This is a genomic window from Wolbachia endosymbiont of Brugia pahangi (genome assembly GCF_012030695.1).
Lineage (GTDB): Bacteria > Pseudomonadota > Alphaproteobacteria > Rickettsiales > Anaplasmataceae > Wolbachia.
Genome location: NZ_CP050521.1, coordinates 845,921 through 862,721, shown reverse-complemented (window position 1 = coordinate 862,721; position 16,801 = coordinate 845,921). Strand labels below are relative to the sequence as shown.

15 protein-coding genes and 3 pseudogenes are annotated in these 16,801 nt (G+C 33.0%); 10 read left to right on the top strand and 8 right to left on the bottom strand.

Features of this window, described 5'->3' with window-relative positions; all coding sequences use genetic code 11:
- Nucleotides 1–1,134: 1,134 nt before the first annotated feature.
- The 3 genes from WBP_RS06060 to hslV all read right to left on the bottom strand — a co-directional run bounded on the left by WBP_RS06060 (nt 1,135) and on the right by hslV (nt 3,824).
- Nucleotides 1,135–1,269 (bottom strand): hypothetical protein, encoded by a 135-nt coding sequence (locus tag WBP_RS06060; protein WP_255324087.1) that lies wholly within the window; start codon nt 1,267–1,269, stop codon nt 1,135–1,137.
- Nucleotides 1,270–1,777: 508 nt separating this feature from the next.
- On the bottom strand, nt 1,778–3,268 hold the full coding sequence (gene hslU / locus WBP_RS04280; RefSeq protein WP_167896162.1) for an ATP-dependent protease ATPase subunit HslU: 1,491 nt from the start codon (nt 3,266–3,268) through the stop codon (nt 1,778–1,780).
- Between the two features lies 1 nt (nt 3,269).
- Complete coding sequence (gene hslV / locus WBP_RS04275) at nt 3,270–3,824, bottom strand: ATP-dependent protease subunit HslV (RefSeq protein WP_167896161.1); 555 nt, start codon at nt 3,822–3,824, stop codon at nt 3,270–3,272.
- 106 nt (nt 3,825–3,930) lie between these two features.
- On the opposite strand from hslV, the gene gshA reads away from it, so the two are divergent.
- Nucleotides 3,931–5,091 carry a glutamate--cysteine ligase gene (gshA, locus tag WBP_RS04270; protein WP_167896160.1) on the top strand — a complete coding sequence of 387 codons (1,161 nt, stop codon included), beginning with the start codon at nt 3,931–3,933 and terminating at the stop codon, nt 5,089–5,091.
- A 9-nt stretch (nt 5,092–5,100) separates the two neighbouring features.
- Here the strand turns inward: gshA and WBP_RS04265 are convergent, their stop codons facing one another.
- From WBP_RS04265 to WBP_RS04255, 3 genes are all read right to left on the bottom strand, one after another.
- Nucleotides 5,101–5,955, bottom strand: coding sequence for a hypothetical protein (locus tag WBP_RS04265; RefSeq protein ID WP_167896159.1), 855 nt, complete (start codon nt 5,953–5,955; stop codon nt 5,101–5,103).
- Nucleotides 5,956–6,032: 77 nt separating this feature from the next.
- Nucleotides 6,033–7,055: a ferrochelatase gene (gene hemH / locus WBP_RS04260; RefSeq protein ID WP_011256916.1), complete on the bottom strand. Its 1,023-nt coding sequence runs from the start codon at nt 7,053–7,055 to the stop codon at nt 6,033–6,035.
- On the bottom strand, nt 7,056–7,808 hold the full coding sequence (locus WBP_RS04255; RefSeq protein WP_167896158.1) for a hypothetical protein: 753 nt from the start codon (nt 7,806–7,808) through the stop codon (nt 7,056–7,058).
- Between the two features lie 110 nt (nt 7,809–7,918).
- On the opposite strand from WBP_RS04255, the gene ndk reads away from it, so the two are divergent.
- Nucleotides 7,919–8,338, top strand: a complete 420-nt coding sequence (gene ndk / locus WBP_RS04250; RefSeq protein ID WP_167896157.1) for a nucleoside-diphosphate kinase — start codon at nt 7,919–7,921, stop codon at nt 8,336–8,338.
- A 39-nt stretch (nt 8,339–8,377) separates the two neighbouring features.
- On the opposite strand, the gene WBP_RS04245 is transcribed toward ndk, so the two are convergent.
- The gene (locus tag WBP_RS04245; protein ID WP_041571504.1) at nt 8,378–9,265 is read right to left on the bottom strand and encodes a zinc ABC transporter substrate-binding protein; all 888 of its coding nucleotides are present in this window, start codon (nt 9,263–9,265) and stop codon (nt 8,378–8,380) included.
- On the opposite strand from WBP_RS04245, the gene WBP_RS04240 reads away from it, so the two are divergent.
- The 3 genes from WBP_RS04240 (at nt 9,257) to WBP_RS05870 (ending at nt 12,414) form a co-directional block, all read left to right on the top strand.
- Nucleotides 9,257–9,997 (top strand): metal ABC transporter ATP-binding protein, encoded by a 741-nt coding sequence (locus WBP_RS04240; protein ID WP_167896156.1) that lies wholly within the window; start codon nt 9,257–9,259, stop codon nt 9,995–9,997. The genes WBP_RS04245 and WBP_RS04240 overlap by 9 nt on opposite strands.
- Nucleotides 9,994–11,427, top strand: a complete 1,434-nt coding sequence (ubiB, locus tag WBP_RS04235; RefSeq protein ID WP_167896155.1) for a 2-polyprenylphenol 6-hydroxylase — start codon at nt 9,994–9,996, stop codon at nt 11,425–11,427. Before WBP_RS04240 ends, ubiB begins: the two co-directional genes overlap by 4 nt.
- Before the next feature lie 888 nt (nt 11,428–12,315).
- Nucleotides 12,316–12,414, top strand: a complete 99-nt coding sequence (locus WBP_RS05870) for a phosphotransferase (protein ID WP_233417511.1) — start codon at nt 12,316–12,318, stop codon at nt 12,412–12,414.
- Nucleotides 12,415–13,238: 824 nt separating this feature from the next.
- Here WBP_RS05870 and WBP_RS04225 read toward each other — a convergent pair.
- Nucleotides 13,239–13,520: a hypothetical protein gene (locus tag WBP_RS04225; protein WP_167896154.1), complete on the bottom strand. Its 282-nt coding sequence runs from the start codon at nt 13,518–13,520 to the stop codon at nt 13,239–13,241.
- 533 nt (nt 13,521–14,053) lie between these two features.
- Between WBP_RS04225 and WBP_RS04220 the strand changes: the two are divergent.
- The 5 genes and pseudogenes from WBP_RS04220 to WBP_RS04210 all read left to right on the top strand — a co-directional run bounded on the left by WBP_RS04220 (nt 14,054) and on the right by WBP_RS04210 (nt 16,777).
- Nucleotides 14,054–15,053, top strand: a pseudogene (locus tag WBP_RS04220) (IS630 family transposase).
- Between the two features lie 44 nt (nt 15,054–15,097).
- A pseudogene (locus tag WBP_RS05865) lies at nt 15,098–15,304 on the top strand (IS110 family transposase); the annotation flags it as partial.
- A 185-nt stretch (nt 15,305–15,489) separates the two neighbouring features.
- Nucleotides 15,490–15,795 (top strand): annotated as a pseudogene (locus WBP_RS04215) (phage major capsid protein); the annotation flags it as partial.
- Nucleotides 15,796–15,901: 106 nt separating this feature from the next.
- Entirely contained in the window at nt 15,902–16,033 is a 132-nt protein-coding gene (locus WBP_RS06330) for a hypothetical protein (protein WP_369799962.1), read from the top strand.
- A 339-nt stretch (nt 16,034–16,372) separates the two neighbouring features.
- Nucleotides 16,373–16,777, top strand: a complete 405-nt coding sequence (locus WBP_RS04210; RefSeq protein WP_167896153.1) for a hypothetical protein — start codon at nt 16,373–16,375, stop codon at nt 16,775–16,777.
- Nucleotides 16,778–16,801 lie beyond the last annotated feature (24 nt).

The following is a 16,801-nucleotide window of genomic DNA, read 5'->3' as shown; positions in this document are numbered from 1 at the left end:
GCGAAGCGTTTGATACAGGTTTAATATCAAGTAAAAGTGAAATATCATCTAACTTAAAGCCGACAGTCTCAAAAAAAGGTTGCGATAAACGATGATATATCTAAAAAACAATTGCAGAATTCAGGTCAGCAAAAATTTGCTGAATTAGAAGGTAATAGGAAGGTGCTTAGCAAAAGAGTGCTAAGAAAAGTTGAAATTACAACTGTTTCTAAAGAGCAAAATAATTCTGCTGCATCTGAGAAAAACTTCCTCAGACAAAGAGCAAATCTAAGCAAATTAAAAAAGGAGTTGAGCAAACTGTTAGTCTTGATGATCAGATTAAAACTCTACAGAATAGACAAAATGATCTGCGAAAGAAATTTGATAAACCTGAGCAACATAGTAAATTATTTATGTTTATAAAGTCAAAAAAACATAAGATTGAAGGAAAGGAAGCAAAATCTCAGTTAAGGGGAGTAACTAAAGCTAGATGGAGAGCTGGACTTGATAAAGGGTTTAAGAATGATTAAAGGCTTAGGAATTTTAGGTTTTGTAAATAAATCCCGTGATACAAGTAACTCTGGCAATAAATATTTAGAAGGAATAGATAAAATAGTACAAAAGCATTTTTAACAATATATACATTATACGTGTAATGATCCTAGTAATTTTTTGAATTCAAGACCTTTTGTATACAGATCTCTTCAGGAAATTTTAGATAGAGCTAATCTACATATGAGGAAAACAGATCTTACTCAGGTATGATGCATACCAAATTGAAACTTTACTGCAAAGTAACGACATAAAAGCAAGGGGAAGAAAAGTGCTAAAAGAAATGTATAAAGAATTAAAGAATGAAATGAGCAAAAGTAGAAAAGGCTTTGATTCAAAAAATGATTAGTATATTTGTAAACTAAGAGAAGGCAGAAGTGCATCATCCTATTTAATTAGGAAATTTGTACAAACAGTGCAACAGCCATGGCAGGCCTCAAAGGGAAATGTTTAATAGACTGTACGGACACATTACAATTTGCAGGTAATTTGTGTGACAGGTGGTGTTATGCTTGACGGCACTTACACAACAAGTTAACTAACTTTGTCTTAAATCTTAATGGATAAAGCTTCTTCTATTTCTAACTTGTTAAGCTTACTCTTTTATTCTAGTTCTTTTATAGCATCAATGAGACTTAGTTCCTTACCATCAAGTTTGATTTTAACGTCTATGTCTTTCTCTAAATCTTCATAACTTGGTTTGCTACCTACTATTTTAATATTGCTATCAGAACTCAATGCAATGTTGCATTTTTTTCCATTGATGTACTATTTAAACTGCAATTCACATTCATATAGAGAAGAATTAGCTAAGTCATAACATCTGACTCTAACTTTTTTACCATCACCACTCTCAATAACATAACCATTTGTAATTTTTCTGTCATCATTATCTAATATTGAAAAATCAGTGATTTTGTTACCTTTATAGAATTTACTATTTAAAAGTTCACTTACTTTACAGCCGTATCCTTATCTTGTAGTGTTATTCTTGCGTGAAAGCTACTGTTATTATTTCGGTAACTTCGGTAAATTAATATGTTGTTAATAATATCATCTTTGATATATGTGCTAAATTCAGATTTAGCTTTTTCTTTTAATTCAATGTATTCTTTAGGAAGCTCTTCTGCATCAAAAAATTCATTACTGTTGTCTAATATACCTTAAGTGTCTTGTACTAACATGCTTTTTGTTCTATTGACATACCTATATTAATATTATATATAAAATCATTAACATATTTTTTTTAAAGTATAAACCTAGATAAATCTAGTTGTTTTGAAATCGATTCTAGTTTATCTTTCACATATTTGCTATCTATAACAAATTTTTCACCATTTTTTTCAGAAGCGATAAAACTTATTTCATCCAAAAGCTTCTCCATGATAGTATGAAGCCTCCTTGCACCTATGTTTTCCACTTCCCTATTAACTGTAAACGCTATTTCAGCTATGGTTTCAATTCCATCATCAGTGAACTCAAGTGTTACATTTTCTGTTTTCATTAAAGCTATGTACTGCTTTAACAAACTAGATTCCGGTTCTTTTAATATCTTTATTAAATCTTCTTGAGTAAGTGCTTTAAGTTCTACTCTGATTGGTAGCCTACCTTGCAATTCTGGTAAAAGATCGGATGGCTTAGACAGATGAAAGGCACCGGATGCAATAAATAATATATAGTCTGTTTTTACGTAGCCATATTTAGTTGAAACGGTTGTTCCTTCAAGTAACGGTAATAAATCACGTTGTACTCCCTCTCTATTTACTTCACCTTTTACTTCTGTGCGCGCTGCAATTTTATCTATTTCATCCAAAAATACTATGCCTTCATTGCTAACAAGATCGATGGCTTCTTTGATTATCTTATCTTCATCCATTAACCTTTCACTTTCTTCATTAATCAATATTTCACGCGCTTCTTTTACCTTAACTGTAATGGTTTTTGTCTTTTTACCCCCGTTGAACATTTTACCCATTAGCTCTGTTACGTTCACTACACCAACTTGCCTACCTGGCATGCCTGGTATATCAAAAGTAGGTAACATGCTCTTGCTCTCTCTAACGTTAATGGAAACTTCCCCATCTTCAAACTCTTTATTTCTCAATCTTTCTCTGTAAGTCTTTTTACTTTCTTCGGTTGCATTTTCGCCGACCATAGAATTGACTATTATCTTCTCAGCTAAATTCAAAGCTTTTTTAGCTAGGGCTTTGCGAGCTTTTTCCTTAACTAAAACTATTGCTGCATCAACTAAATCACGTGTTATTGAGTCAACATCACGTCCAACATATCCTATCTCGGTAAATTTCGTTGCCTCAACTTTTATGAACGGTGCACCTGCAAGCTTTGCTAAGCGACGAGCTATTTCAGTTTTACCAACTCCTGTGTGACCAATCATCAGTATATTTTTAGGTATGATTTCATCACGCAAAGGAAGAGGAACTTTGTTGCGACGCCAACGATTCCTGAGTGCAATTGCAACAGCACGCTTTGCATCATCTTGCCCGATTATGAACCTATCTAGCTCTTTAACTATCTTCTGTGGTGGCAGATCATCTAATAAAATTTGTGTGCTATTATTAACTTGAGCACTGCTATTATTCGAATCACAATCACTTCTAGTATCTTTATATAGGTCACTTTTTTTATTGCAAGTATTACTACTACAAGATTGCCCTCCTGAGATCATAGGTTGATTGGAGAAATTAGTACGTAAAATTTTTCGTTCATCAAAAGACATATTATCCCTCTATCTTTTCAACAACTACATTATGATTTGTGTAAACACATATATCGGCTGCTATTTTCATAGCTTTTTTTGCAATCTCCTCTATTGATATTCCTTTGATGTCAATCAAAGCTTTTGCTGCAGATAGGGCAAAATTTCCCCCAGAGCCAATTGCTGCAATTCCATCTTCAGGTTCAAGAACATCACCTGTTCCTGTGATTACTAACGAAATAGACTTATCTGCAACTATCATCATAGCTTCCAGTTTTCTTAAATACTTATCCATTCTCCAATCTTTTGCAAGTTCAACGCATGCTCTCATTAATTGTCCTGGATGTTTATCGAGTTTAGATTCTAGTCTTTCAAAAAGAGTAAATGCATCAGCTGTTGCTCCAGCAAAACCGGCAATAACGGAATCACTAGAAAGACGCCTGACTTTTTTTGCCCCAGATTTTATGACAGTATGTCCTAATGAAACCTGTCCATCACCTATTACTATTACGCTTTTGTCTCTCCTAATTGACAGTATGGTAGTTCCATACATTTTGCTGCTGTCGTGTTGAATCATTTTTGTGTCAGTTTAAATAGTAATTTCATTATACTGTAATCGTTAGTTAAATATGTTTAGCTATAGCTTATAATATAGTATCTTCCTTATAACATTTAAAGTGTAGATGCAAAATATAATTCATCCAAATTTAGAAAAAAGTATAAATAATTGGTTTGAGACACAGTTTAACAGCCTTACATTACCATTTTATAACTCTATAGATCTTAGAAATTCTGGTTACAAAATTGCCCCAATAGACGCCAATTTGTTTCCTGCAGGATTCAATAATCTAAGTGGAATGTCAAAGGCAACAACAGCAGAGCTAATGAGGAGCTACTTTGAAGGGAAGCAACATAAAAAAGTTCTCATAATACCGGAGAACTACACGCGAAATAAAATGTATATAGAAAACGTGTTTGCTATAGAGGTAATACTACAACAAGCAGGTTTTGAAACGAGAATTGGTCTCTTTCATAATGAAGCATACAATTTAATAGAGCCGTATGAAACTATTGTGAAAGAAAGCTCTCTGCTCAAGACAACTTCAGGATTTATGCCAGATGTTGTTATACTAAACCGGGATATGACAAGTCATATTCCCGATATGTTAGAAAATGTAAAACAAGAGATAATACCGAGTCCATTATATGGTTGGCACAGCAGGCAGAAGTTTAAATATTTTAAAATTTATAAAAAATTAGTGTCCGAGTTCTGTAGCGAATTTAAAATAGATCCATGGCTTATTTCTACATTTACAGAGGGCTGTGATGAAGTAGATTTCAATGACGATTCACCGCTAGAAACAGTAGCAACTAAAGTTGACCAAGTATTGTCTCTAGTGCAAAAAAAGTATGAGGAATATGGAATAAAGACTCAACCTTATGTTTTTATCAAAGCAAGCAATGGAACATATGGAATGGGCATTATAACAGCAACAAGCGGAGAAGAAATATTGACCCTCAATAAAAAAAAGCGTCATAAAATGAAAAAGATAAAAGAAGGTATAGAAGTCAATAGCGTTATTATACAAGAAGGTGTACCTACTATCGATATATTTGAATGTAGTCCTGCAGAGCCGCTTATATACTATATAGGAAATACTCCAACTTGCTATTTATACCGTTGCAATAGCAGAAAAGATATATATTCTAGCTTAAATTCTACTAACTGTAAGTTTTATGATGTTAGCCAAGTTGTAGAAAATAAAACCCTGTCACTTTGGGGTACAGTTAGCAAATTAGCAGTGCTAGCATTAGCAGTAGAAATGAGGTCTTTTCATATCTAATTTCTACTTCTATATAGCGCAGCCATTGTGCAGATCATGATTATGATTAGTAGTATCACCAAGTTCGGTAGAAGGATCATTGTTGATAGGTTGATTAAACAGCTTGTCAAGCTGGATTGCCAGAAATGCTGTGCTATATATTATGCTGGCTGCTACGCTCCAATTGAAATTATAGATTATACCATTACCCAAGTCTATTGGTATGGTTGCAATTTCTATCCTTTTTAATATAAAATTTAATAAACCTAATGACAGAGTCAGTGTGCTGATAATGAGGTCCTTATTGCATTTAGTAAGATCAGCTTCACATTTTGTAAGCTCATCAGTATCCTTTTTACCTTGATATTCTTTACTTACGTCTTGGTATTTTTTATATGCCTCTTGATATTGTTTATATGTATAATAGTAGTTTATAGGTTCTGAAATAAATAGAAATAGAATTGTTGATGCAAGCCCCACATGACTAACTGTGCCTGCAGCAAACAAATGGGTGATTTTCATCTGTATCGATACTCCTATGATACTGCTTATCAAGAGAGCTAATTCACCTATAAACTCTACTAGTTCTTTAGGTTTATCTTTATTACTTGATTTACTTTTAGATTTGTATCCAGCTAAATTGAGTCCTAAATGGAGAGTGTATAATATGGATATTGGCAATTTTACTAACTTGGCAACCTTCCATGTAAAGGAGATATTTGATCTATTATTGTTAATAAACTCACAGCAGAATTGTAGTGAGATCTTACACAGCAACATTGTTAAAGCTGTTGTAATACAGATTATCTTCCTGATATGATGACCATGAAGCTTATGTATCACTTTTACGGACATATTTGATTCTTTTGTTGGCTTATTCAGCATAAATAACTAATAGAATAATAATTTCTTATCATTCTATCACATGGAGTCCTAAAAGAAAAGCACTATAAATCAAGACCTTAAGAGTGGTTTATACATAAACCAGCTAGGCACTTAATAAACAAGGAGTTAGTACTAAGAGTTGGTATGCGAAAGTAATATCCATCCTTGATAATAGTTTTATATTCCATGTCAAGTTCAACAAGCGTTTCTGAATGCTCAGAAACAAAAGATATTGGTAATAAAACTACAGGTACGCCATCAGCTTTTGCACGTAATAACTCGCTTTCAGTGCTTGGTTCTAGCCATTTTACAGGGCCAATCTTGCTCTGATAGCATATTGACCAGTCAAGATCTTTAATATGTAATTTTTTTACTATCAGTTTTACTGTTTCTTCTACCTGTAAGGCATATGGGTCGCCTTTTTTAATAACACTGAGAGGCAGGCTATGGGCTGAAAATAGAACTCTTGGTTTACCAACTTCACTAGCTAATTTATAGTGTTTAGTTATCAGGTTAGCGTGGGCCTCAATAAAATCTTGGTTATCATAATGGTGGCGAATTATTTTTGTGTTACATTTTATGCCATATTGTTTAGCATTTTTTTGCCAATTTTCGATGGATGACAAAGTTGTAGTAGTTGAATATTGAGGATATAACGGCAGCAGAATTACTTCATCAGGATCAAACTGCTTTACACTTTTAACAACTTCATTAGCAAATGGATGCCAGTAGCGCATGCAGATGAAAACTTTGGTCAGTTTTGATGTCATTCCTATGCGTGACACTGGAATCCAGTTTTCTTTTCTAGGCCCCAGTGTTACGCTACTTGGATGACAAAAGACAGATCTATTAAGCTCTCGCTCAAGTGCTTCAGCTTGCATTTTTGTGTTTTCTAAGATTGGTGATTTGCCTCCAATTTGTTCATATATTTTTCGTGCATTATTTTCTCGTTTTGCGGATATAAATTTTGCTAAAAAGAACCGAAAAGGATTGGGCAAATTAATTATTCTCTTATCATAAAAAAGATTAAATAAAAAAGGACGGACCGCACTTAGTGAGTCAGGTCCACCAAGGTTAAGTAAGACAACTGCCTTTTTCACCTACGCACTACTACAACAAGTTACTTTTGGGGTGCCTGTGAAATCAGCTACACACTCATCAAGTATAGATATAGGCACTAAATTTCTCACACTAACATATAATAAATGGCCAGATCTCTGCAAGTTACTCTTTGTAGATGCAAAAGGACTTCTATCAAAAACTAAATCAACACAAAAACTTGGTACTGCTTCGAGAAGTTCAATAGCGGCTAAAGATAGCATTATGCAGCTTTGAAGGACCTTCAGAGGAAAAACTAAGAACGTAACAAAAAAAGAGGTGCTACCTGTTTCGTTTGATAATTGTTCTTGGTTAGGTGAATTATACTCAATGTGTTTTCTATTTTGATCAAAAATAGGAAATTTTATAGAATCCTTCTTAAATTCTTCGTCTATTTCTTTTCTACCATGGTTGGTGATCTTTTCTAGTAACTTCTCACGCAGATTAAAAGTTCTTACGACAAAGCATGTAGCAATCATCAACGCAGCACATATAGATGCACATAGCGTGAAGCTTATATTATCTACCATAGCTGGTAGTACAAAGCAGACGAACAGTGCTATAATTGTCATTTCAAGAAATGGAATAATGTTTCTTTTCATTGCGAAAGCAGCACCTTCTTGTAGTTTTGTATTATGACGTGAGCTATATTCCAAATAACTTAAAAAGGCCAAACTAAAAGTTAAAAACCCTTTTGTTCCACAAAAAATTGATGACTTAAGATTATTTACTAGTTTTTTATGACAGTAATCCATGCAATACCTACTTGATGATTTATTCTTAACTATAAAGAAAAAACTACTTTTATAAAACCGGAATTTGCAATAAGATAAATATGTAAGTATGTGGTTTTACATAAGAAAATATGGCGATTGAGAGGACACTTTCGATATTAAAACCTGATACGGTGAAAAATAATATTATAGGTAATATAAATTCCTATATCGAAAAGTCTGGGCTAAGGATAATAGCACAAAAAATGATGTTACTAACAAAAAAACAAGCAGAACTGTTTTATGCAATTCATAAAGATAGACCTTTTTTTGGAGGATTAGTGGAATTTATGACTTCTGGTCCTGTAATAGTTCAAGTTTTAGTTGGTGAAAATGCAATCAGTAAATATAGACAAATCATGGGAGCTACAGATCCAAAGCAGGCAGATAAGGGTACAATCAGAGGTGACTTTGCTGATAATGTTAATGAAAATAGAGTCCACGGTTCTGATAGTTTAGAAAATGCTCATAAGGAGATAGCTTTCTTTTTTGCTGAGTGTGAGTTGGTGTAGCTTCAGGCCTGCTAACATAGCTATATTTTACTCAGATTTTTACTGATACCCAGCAAAACAAGATTTAAAATTTTGTGTAATGTCATTGATTATAGCAAGATATGCATCTTTTCCAGGTTCTATATTTGACCCAATAGGATCAAGAATTATCATTTTTGCGTCATTGGAAAGGACTTTAGGTTTTATGCTATCTTCTAGTGAATGAGAAAATATACATTTAATATTTTCTTCCTCCATCACCTTTTTTAGTTTCATTAAGCTTTTCATGCCTATATAAGAGTCCTCTTCTATAGAAAGAATAACACTTGGGTGATTTAAACCGAAATATTTTTCAAAATATTGATAAGCATCGTGAGTGACTATGTATTTTTGATTTTTAAAGTCATTTAATTCTTTTGCAATTTTTTCTGCTTCTTGATTTATTTTTTTTTTAGCTTTTATTGCATTGTAGTTGTACCGGGAGGCATTCTCCTTGTCTATGTTAGATAGTGCTTCACTTATAGAAAGTATCATACTCTTTGCATTTTCAGGACTCAGCCAAATATGTAGATCTTTTTCATCTTGAGTATGGGTAATTTGTTTGGAGAATGAATGTGATCGAGCAGGAAGTAAGTTAATTGTCTTTGACAACTGCACAAGTTCTTTTTTATCTTTAGCGAAAGGTTTAATAAATGTCTCTAAGTTATCATCAATATAAAATATAACATCACTTGATTCTAAGTTGCTCACATCAAATGGCTTTAATATATGATCATGTGTGGATGTTGTGTAGGCAAGCAAGTACGGTTTTGAAATTCCATCTGTAACAGAGGCTACAAGTGAATGTATAGGTTTTATTGTGGCTACAATTTTTAAATTGGATGAAAGGGCAATATTATAGTATAGTGTAAATAAAAGTAATAGAAAAAAAGCTAGTAAATGTCTCATGAAAGCATCGAGAAAAATTTAAATTTTGTCAAAAAGTTAAATAATGTCAATGACAGTGTCCTAAAAATAGAAAATCTTGCTCTGGCATACGATAATAAAAAGGTTCTCGATGGTATTAATATATCAATAGAAAAGGGAGATATAGTTACCATACTTGGCCCAAATGGTGGAGGTAAAACTTCTTTGATGAAGGTGGTTGCTGGTATAAGTAAGAATTATACAGGTAGCGTTATATTTGCTGATAATATAAAAATTAGCTACATGCCACAAAATTTTAGCATTAGTAAATTGATGCCAATAACAGTTGAGTATTTCCTCTTAAATAGTTTTTCAAAAAAATTGAAGAAAAATCAATCGGTTATTACGGAAGTGATAGAATTAGTTGGTATTGGCAATATTTTGAAAAATCAAGTATTAGAGATTTCTGCAGGACAGATGCAATTATTACTACTTGCACACTGTTTAATTGCAGAGCCTGACTTGATTATTCTAGATGAGCCGGTTAGTGCGATGGACATTAACGCACGTGCTAAGTTTTACGATATTATAGGAGAAATAGCAAAAAAACGACTAATTTCGATCCTTATGACGTCTCATGATTTAAGCTCCATTGTACCATGTTCAGATTATATTATTTGTATAAATCATACTATCTATTGCCAAGGTAAGCCTGGTAAAATTATGGAGGATAGAACTCTAAGCGAGATATTTAGCAGTTACATAGCAAAATGATTCAAAGTATTCTGCGCCTTTTGTATATAACTGCAGTACTAACTCGTTATAACATATCACCTTATTTACTTTCTCCATCAAGGAAATCAATAAATAGAATACGAGGCTATAAACTAAAATGTGCTTTTGAGAAATTAGGTCCAGTATTTATTAAGTTTGGGCAATCTATCTCGTCACGTACTGATATTTTGAATGAGGATATAACGAATAATTTATTGTTGATATGTGATAAATTGCCCTCTTTTTCACACAAGATAGCAGTTAAAACTATAGAGAGCGAATTTAATTGTAAGTTAAGTGACATTTTTTCAAGTTTTTCTGAAAAACCAATTGCAGCAGCATCAATTTCTCAAGCTCATAAGGCAACTACAACAGAAGGTAAAGAAGTTGCTGTAAAAATTTTAAGGCCAAATATTGAAAAAACATTTTCAAAAGATATCAAAATGCTTTTTTGGCTTGCGGGGATTGTAGAAAAGTTTAGCAAGCAATCAAGGAGGCTAAAACCAATTGAGTTAGTTGAAACTTTTGCTGAAATTTGCCGATTAGAGCTAGATCTACGCTTTGAAGCTGCTCACTCTTCGGAGCTTAGGGAAAATACAAAAAACGACAGAGGTTTTTATGTTCCTGAAGTGGACTGGAGTAGAACTTCAAAAAGGGTTTTAACATTGGAGTGGATAGGGGCAACACCAGTATATGAAGTTGAAAAACTAAATAATCATAAGCAAATAGCTATTAATCTTATAGAGTCGTTTTGTAATCAAGTATATAGAGATTGTTTCTTTCACGCGGATATGCATCCTGGCAATCTAATGATCGATAGTAACAACAGTATTGTCGCTTTAGATTGTGGAATTATGGGCCGAATAGACCGAGAAACATGTTACTATGTAATAGAGATACTGAAAGGCTTTTTGAACCGGGATTATGATCGCGTTGCAAAAGTGCACTTTAGAGCTGGTTATGTTTCGCCGCAGCATAAAAGTTTTGTTACAGCGTGCAGGGCAATAGGTGAACCTATTATAGGGCAGCCCATACAGAAAATTTCTTTTGCTAGTTTACTTGCTCAATTGTTAAAAATAACTGGTGATTTTGATATGAAAGTTCAAACGCAATTATTACTTCTGCAAAAAACTATGATTTTGCTAGAGGGAACTTGTAGAAAAATCTACCCAGAAATTAATGTGTGGAAGGTGGTTGAAGCATGGACGGAAAATCAACATAAAAATAAAATAAGCTATAAAGAGAGAATAAAGAGCTCTTGCCCCGTAAAGACAATTCAAGAAATTTTTAACCTTATAGAAAAATTAAACCTAATAGCTAATCAGAAACTAGAGAATATTCAAATTAAGGATAGATCAAATGGAAAAATCTACTTTTTACTGTGGTCTATAGTCATAGCGCTAATCGTTAAGCTTTTGATTTTTTTGTGATAGACTTCTTGCATGACTGCTACTTACATAAAAAACATTGGCCATCCCTTAATGTCATTCTAGTGCTTAACGCTGGGACTATGCAGCTAACATGATAGTCTACCTAGTAATGAAGGGTGTAAGTTTAAAAAGTTAATCAATTATGGGAAGGTTTTATTTATGTACCTCAGTTTTTCTTTATATTTTATTCTCAAATTAATTACTATTAACTGAATGTAAAAGGGAAGTTTATTTTGGAACTGTAAGGTTTTGAGGTGAAGCAAGCAATGATATCAAAAGCTGGTAGTCGTTTAGGAATTGCTTTGTCACTTGCTGCCAAACTTGTTGCACAGCAGTTTCCAAAGTGGGCTATTTAGAGGTTAAACCTGTTTAGTCCAGTCGCATAGACAATTGAACCTTTCGCTTATGTGAAGAAATATTGATCAGGGCTACCAAATGCAGAAAATTGTGCACTACGAGTTCTAAAGGAGCAAAAACGGCTCAAGATACTTGCACTGCATTTATCATTTTCTGTTCCTGAACTGCTTGGAGTGGGGCAACCATCGAAACATTATCCTTAGAATTGGTTAATGTACAGGTAGATTGAAGGGAGAAAAGCATAAATAAAGTGTCTATAGGTGATCTGAATTTACAGGTTATTGCTTTTCAACTTGCACAGTTTTTGAACGAATTATGTGGGATTGATGTTAGAGGAGGCCCTAGTCCTGGGTTTCATAACTACTAGCGTGGTGACCACATATCAATCTATAATGCAGAAAAATCGGCAATTATAGAGTTGCAAGGTTTTATTGACACAAAACCATAACATCTGTTTTAAAAAAGGCTGTAAGCTCAGAATGAAACAAGAACTCAGTATGGATACATGGTGATTTTGCAATTGGGAATATCTTGATAAAATATGGGTGTATAGCTGCTGTGATTGATTTTGAATGTATGGGTGTTGGTGATCCAGCTTGTGATCTAGTCGTTGTGTGGAATTTTTTTTAAAAAATGAGAGTCGGAGAATTTTCAAATCACATCTATGTTTAAATTCAAATACATGGCCTAGAGCATATGGTTGTGCTTATGGAAGGCTCTCGTTACAACTACACTAATTAAAAATAAGGACAGCCCAGAAGCTATGAAATAAAGGAAAATTATTGATGAAATTCTAATTGGTTAATGTTAATTCAATTTTAAGTAAAAATTCCGTCTTCTTTCCCCTCAAACGCGAGTATCGTAGAACAATTCTATTCGAAAATAAGCCACCATCAAATGATAAAAATGAAGTACCCGAAAAGTACCTATAGGATCAGGATAATCAAAATTTAATACTAGCATAATCTTCTACCAGAAGTAAATCTTTTTCAGATTGTAAGACTCTTGAAAAACATCGAAAATTTTTTGACAGCTTCAGTTACTGATTCTCTACCATCATAGTTAAAGGAGGACCTATAAAGTCGACATTAGGATGCACATATGAGATCATATAATCAAGATTTTTGTTATGCATAGTATAGTAAGATTCTGCTTTATTCAGATTTTGGTCGACCATATTATCTCCACACTACAATACATATATTTGAGCCATATGTAAAGTCAAGGTTGAATTATATATAGCTAAAGGTTTTATCAAGGAAATAAAAAAGCGTATAGTTCCGGAGAGTATGATAGTAATGGGCTAGTGTAATAGGTTGGGCCTTTTCTTATTGCTGGAAGTGATTGTATTGTTTAAGTTTTAGTAATATATACTGCTAAGTTAAGAACTCTACTAAAAGAAGTGAAAATCGTTATGGTTATTGTGATCACAGCCCAACTAATGGATCGTAAGGTCATAATTTCACTTTCCATATCTTTCCAGTTGTTTTATATATAATTCCCGAATTTAAAAAATTTGTTCCATATTGTATGATATGTTTGAATTGTTGATTAACCAGTTCTTGATAAATTGTTTGTGCTTTTCTGCTGTAAGTTCCAAGATGTTTGGGTTCAATTTTCTCTTCCTCTATCAGTTCTAGTGATATGCTCTTTTCTGGAAAAGTTATATCAATAAATCCGACTTTTATAATGAAGGTAACAATGCATTTCCGAAATCTGTAGTAAGTTATACTCATTTAAAACTTAAGAAATTTCTGGCGTATTTAACTTGTTCATCATAAAAACAGCTAAATGTAGTGCTACATCGATTTCGTATTTGCAACCTAACTTATAAATCAGCACATGTTTTATACTACATGTTCCTCATTTTTCATTGAGTACTGATATATAACATGTGCGGTCAAGATTACGTCCATAAGGCAGCTCATGCACATATTTTAATACGAAATGTAATAATACTCAAAGTTAAAAAAGATTTGATATGAGTTTATGGTGACATAAGTGTATTTAATTTAAATCATTTATATCACAGTTGTCTAATTTTTCATTTGTACAAAATTTACTTTCTCATTTCAAGACCTAAACCTACTGTAGCTAACCCGAATAAAGTTTCCTCAAAGAGAAAGGAAGGTATAACGAGGGATTGGCTAGTGATAAAGGAAAAAGAATGGCAAGACCATATAGTGATACCAATTCCCACTGCACAAGGAACGGATAGGCAATAATGGAAAAGAAGTCATACTGAAGTAAGTAAAATAGTGAGGTTTAAATGGCATTGAAATCAAAATTATTGGATGGAATGGTCGTAGAATCAGCAAAAGAAATACTGAAGAAAGTACGAAATAACACATATGTTGCAAAAAAACTAAATGCTGTAATTGTAGCAAGAAAGCAGAGTATAACAGCCGTAGCAAAAATGTGTTGAATTTCAAGAACAGCACTGACTGTATGGATAAGGTAACTAAAATTTGGAAGAAAAGAAAAATTGTTTGCTACTCCTCAACGTTGCAGAAAAACTAGATTGATCAGAGTCAATTTGAACAAGTTGAAGTATGGATACAAGAAAACTCTAATATTACCATTAAAGAAATGAGAAATAGAATTCAGGAAAAATTTGGCTTGGATGTCAGCAAGTCTACAGTACACCTTAATATGCAAAAAATGAGGTTTTCGTATATTACGCTAAGACCAATTCATAATGGATAAGATAAAGGTAGGTAGGAATAGTTAAAAATTTTAATGAGACTATTGGCAAATATCATGAATAAGAGCTAATTTTTCTTTGATGGAGATCGCGGGGCACACATTCGAAGGTTGTCACTGGTAGTTTGAAAAAGGGCGTTAGAATACAGGTTAAAGTAAAGTTAGGTAGACAAAATTTTTATCTCTACAGTACAGTTAATCCTAGGAGTGAAGAAAGTTCTAGCTTATTTACACTGAATATCAACACTGGTTGTATGAATATATTTCTTGAACAAATATTGCAATATTTAAGAACACAAGAAGCCTTTCTTGTCATAGATTGTGCTAATTGGCATAATTCAAAAAGTTTAAAGATACCTAAAAATGTCAAGATTATATACCTATCATCGTACTTACCTGAGCTTAATCCTATTGGGAAACTTTGGTTGTATATAAAACAGAACATTTTGCATAATAAAGTATATAATACAATTACTTTGCTTGAGAGCGCTTTATGCAAATTTATTACCTACCCTTCTCTCTCCGCAATAAAGCAACTCTGCAATGTCACTTATTTGACCTACTAACAGTGAAAATTGGTATAAGGTAAAGTAATAAAACTGTTAGTTAACGAAGGATTATAGGTGGTAGAAGTAATGTTTGTTCAAGGCTCTTTATATCAGCCATGGCTGCTGCAAAGTCTGTACTTGGTAATCTATTCTAAGCTATTGAAAGTGGTAAGAAGAAGATGATGGCCATAACAGCTCTAATGCATAAAATTATAGTAATTGGTAATGTAAGACTTAAAGCAACATTAATTTACACAGCAGTGACTTAAGCAGTAATTGTTGCAATAGCTGTTTGACATAAAGTTCTACTCCTATGGCGAATGGGTTTTTATTACCTGCATGATTGGATAAAGTTGCAAAATTATATCAATGAAAATTAAAAAAACATAGTTGATCACAAAAGCTACTTGATGATACATTTGTTGATGTTGAAAGTTGGTTAGTTGAAAAAGTTGCTGGGATTTTCAGTACGAAAGAAAGCGAAGCTTTCATTAAAGGTGATGGCACTTTCCAACCCAAAGGAATCTTATCTTATGAAGATGGAAATAGTTACAACAAGATAGAGCAAGTTGAAGCTGAGAAATTGGATGGTAATGCAATAATGAAATCTTGCTATTCTCTTAATGAGTACTATTCCAAAATAGCATCATTTTTGATGAACAGGAGTATACTAAAGGATGTTAGACTATTTAAGTCTCAAACATGTCAATATCTTTGGCAACCAAGTTTATCGTTTGAAGCTCTGGATACCTTAATGTAAATACTAGTATATCAATCCGTTGATATGCCGCCTATACCAGACAATCGGCTACCGATAATTGTAGTGGTAGATTTTAAGCGGGCTTAAAAATTGTAGATAGTGAGGAATGAGAATGTTAAGGAACCCTTATACGGATGAGCCCTATGTGAGGTTTTCTGTCACTAAACGTGTCAGTAGAAAAGTTGTGAACACCAGTGCTATTAAATTATTAAAGATTGCAAGTTCAAGCGAGTATTAAAAACATTTTCTAAAATAGTTGACATGTTATACCTTATATATAATAACTAAGTTAATTTATTATTAATTTGAGGAATGAATATGTGAAAAGCATAAAAAAGTTTTTTAAGTAGATTGCTAGTTGTACAGAAATTTCATGAACTTTAGGAAAATTTTAATCAATTTGAAAGTCTAGTAATAAAACAAACCAAATAAGCAGTATTAAGATAGCTCAAGAACCTACAGCTTGCCTGAAGGTTATTGATGGTAAATATGGCTGGATGTAAAACATAATAACTATCAAATACTTTAAGAAGTATACAAAAACAAGGATAATAATGTTATTTGTGATGAGTTCCATTTGAATCTTGAAGGAGAGAAACAGCTATATATCACAGGTCGTTGTGACTCAAAAATAGAAATGGAGAATGGTTATATACATCTGTCCATAAATTCAGTTGGAACTCAAGATAACAGTACAATTTATGGTGATAATGAACCAGAAAGAATGAAAGAACTGTTAGGTTTTAGCGATATAATAAAAGAATTCAATATATACGCTAAATATCCAATTGCGCCTGAAGCTGCAAGTTCTGAACTTAAAGTTCCTGCAAATGGCAACACACCAAGTTCAAAACTGATAGTCCTGCAGCAACACCAGTTGTTGGTAGTGGTCTATCTATTGGTCAACAGTCATGAACTTCAAAAAGGAGCACACTTTCAAGTGCTCCTTTTTTTCTTTTCCATATACATAAAAATTAGATAGTATTGTGAGTACGATTTTTTTTGT

Bases quoted from the DNA above. Each gene is read 5' to 3' on its own strand.
- WBP_RS06330 (WP_369799962.1), top strand. From the start codon at position 15,902: ATGAGAATGTTAAGGAACCCTTATACGGATGAGCCCTATGTGAGGTTT.
- WBP_RS04240 (WP_167896156.1), top strand. From the start codon at position 9,257: ATGTCTCATGAAAGCATCGAGAAAAATTTAAATTTTGTCAAAAAGTTA.
- ubiB (WP_167896155.1), top strand. From the start codon at position 9,994: ATGATTCAAAGTATTCTGCGCCTTTTGTATATAACTGCAGTACTAACT.
- WBP_RS04265 (WP_167896159.1), bottom strand. From the start codon at position 5,955: ATGCTGAATAAGCCAACAAAAGAATCAAATATGTCCGTAAAAGTGATA.
- hslU (WP_167896162.1), bottom strand. From the start codon at position 3,268: ATGTCTTTTGATGAACGAAAAATTTTACGTACTAATTTCTCCAATCAA.
- WBP_RS04255 (WP_167896158.1), bottom strand. From the start codon at position 7,808: ATGGATTACTGTCATAAAAAACTAGTAAATAATCTTAAGTCATCAATT.
- WBP_RS04225 (WP_167896154.1), bottom strand. From the start codon at position 13,520: ATGAGTATAACTTACTACAGATTTCGGAAATGCATTGTTACCTTCATT.
- WBP_RS04245 (WP_041571504.1), bottom strand. From the start codon at position 9,265: ATGAGACATTTACTAGCTTTTTTTCTATTACTTTTATTTACACTATAC.
- ndk (WP_167896157.1), top strand. From the start codon at position 7,919: ATGGCGATTGAGAGGACACTTTCGATATTAAAACCTGATACGGTGAAA.
- gshA (WP_167896160.1), top strand. From the start codon at position 3,931: ATGCAAAATATAATTCATCCAAATTTAGAAAAAAGTATAAATAATTGG.
- hslV (WP_167896161.1), bottom strand. From the start codon at position 3,824: ATGATTCAACACGACAGCAGCAAAATGTATGGAACTACCATACTGTCA.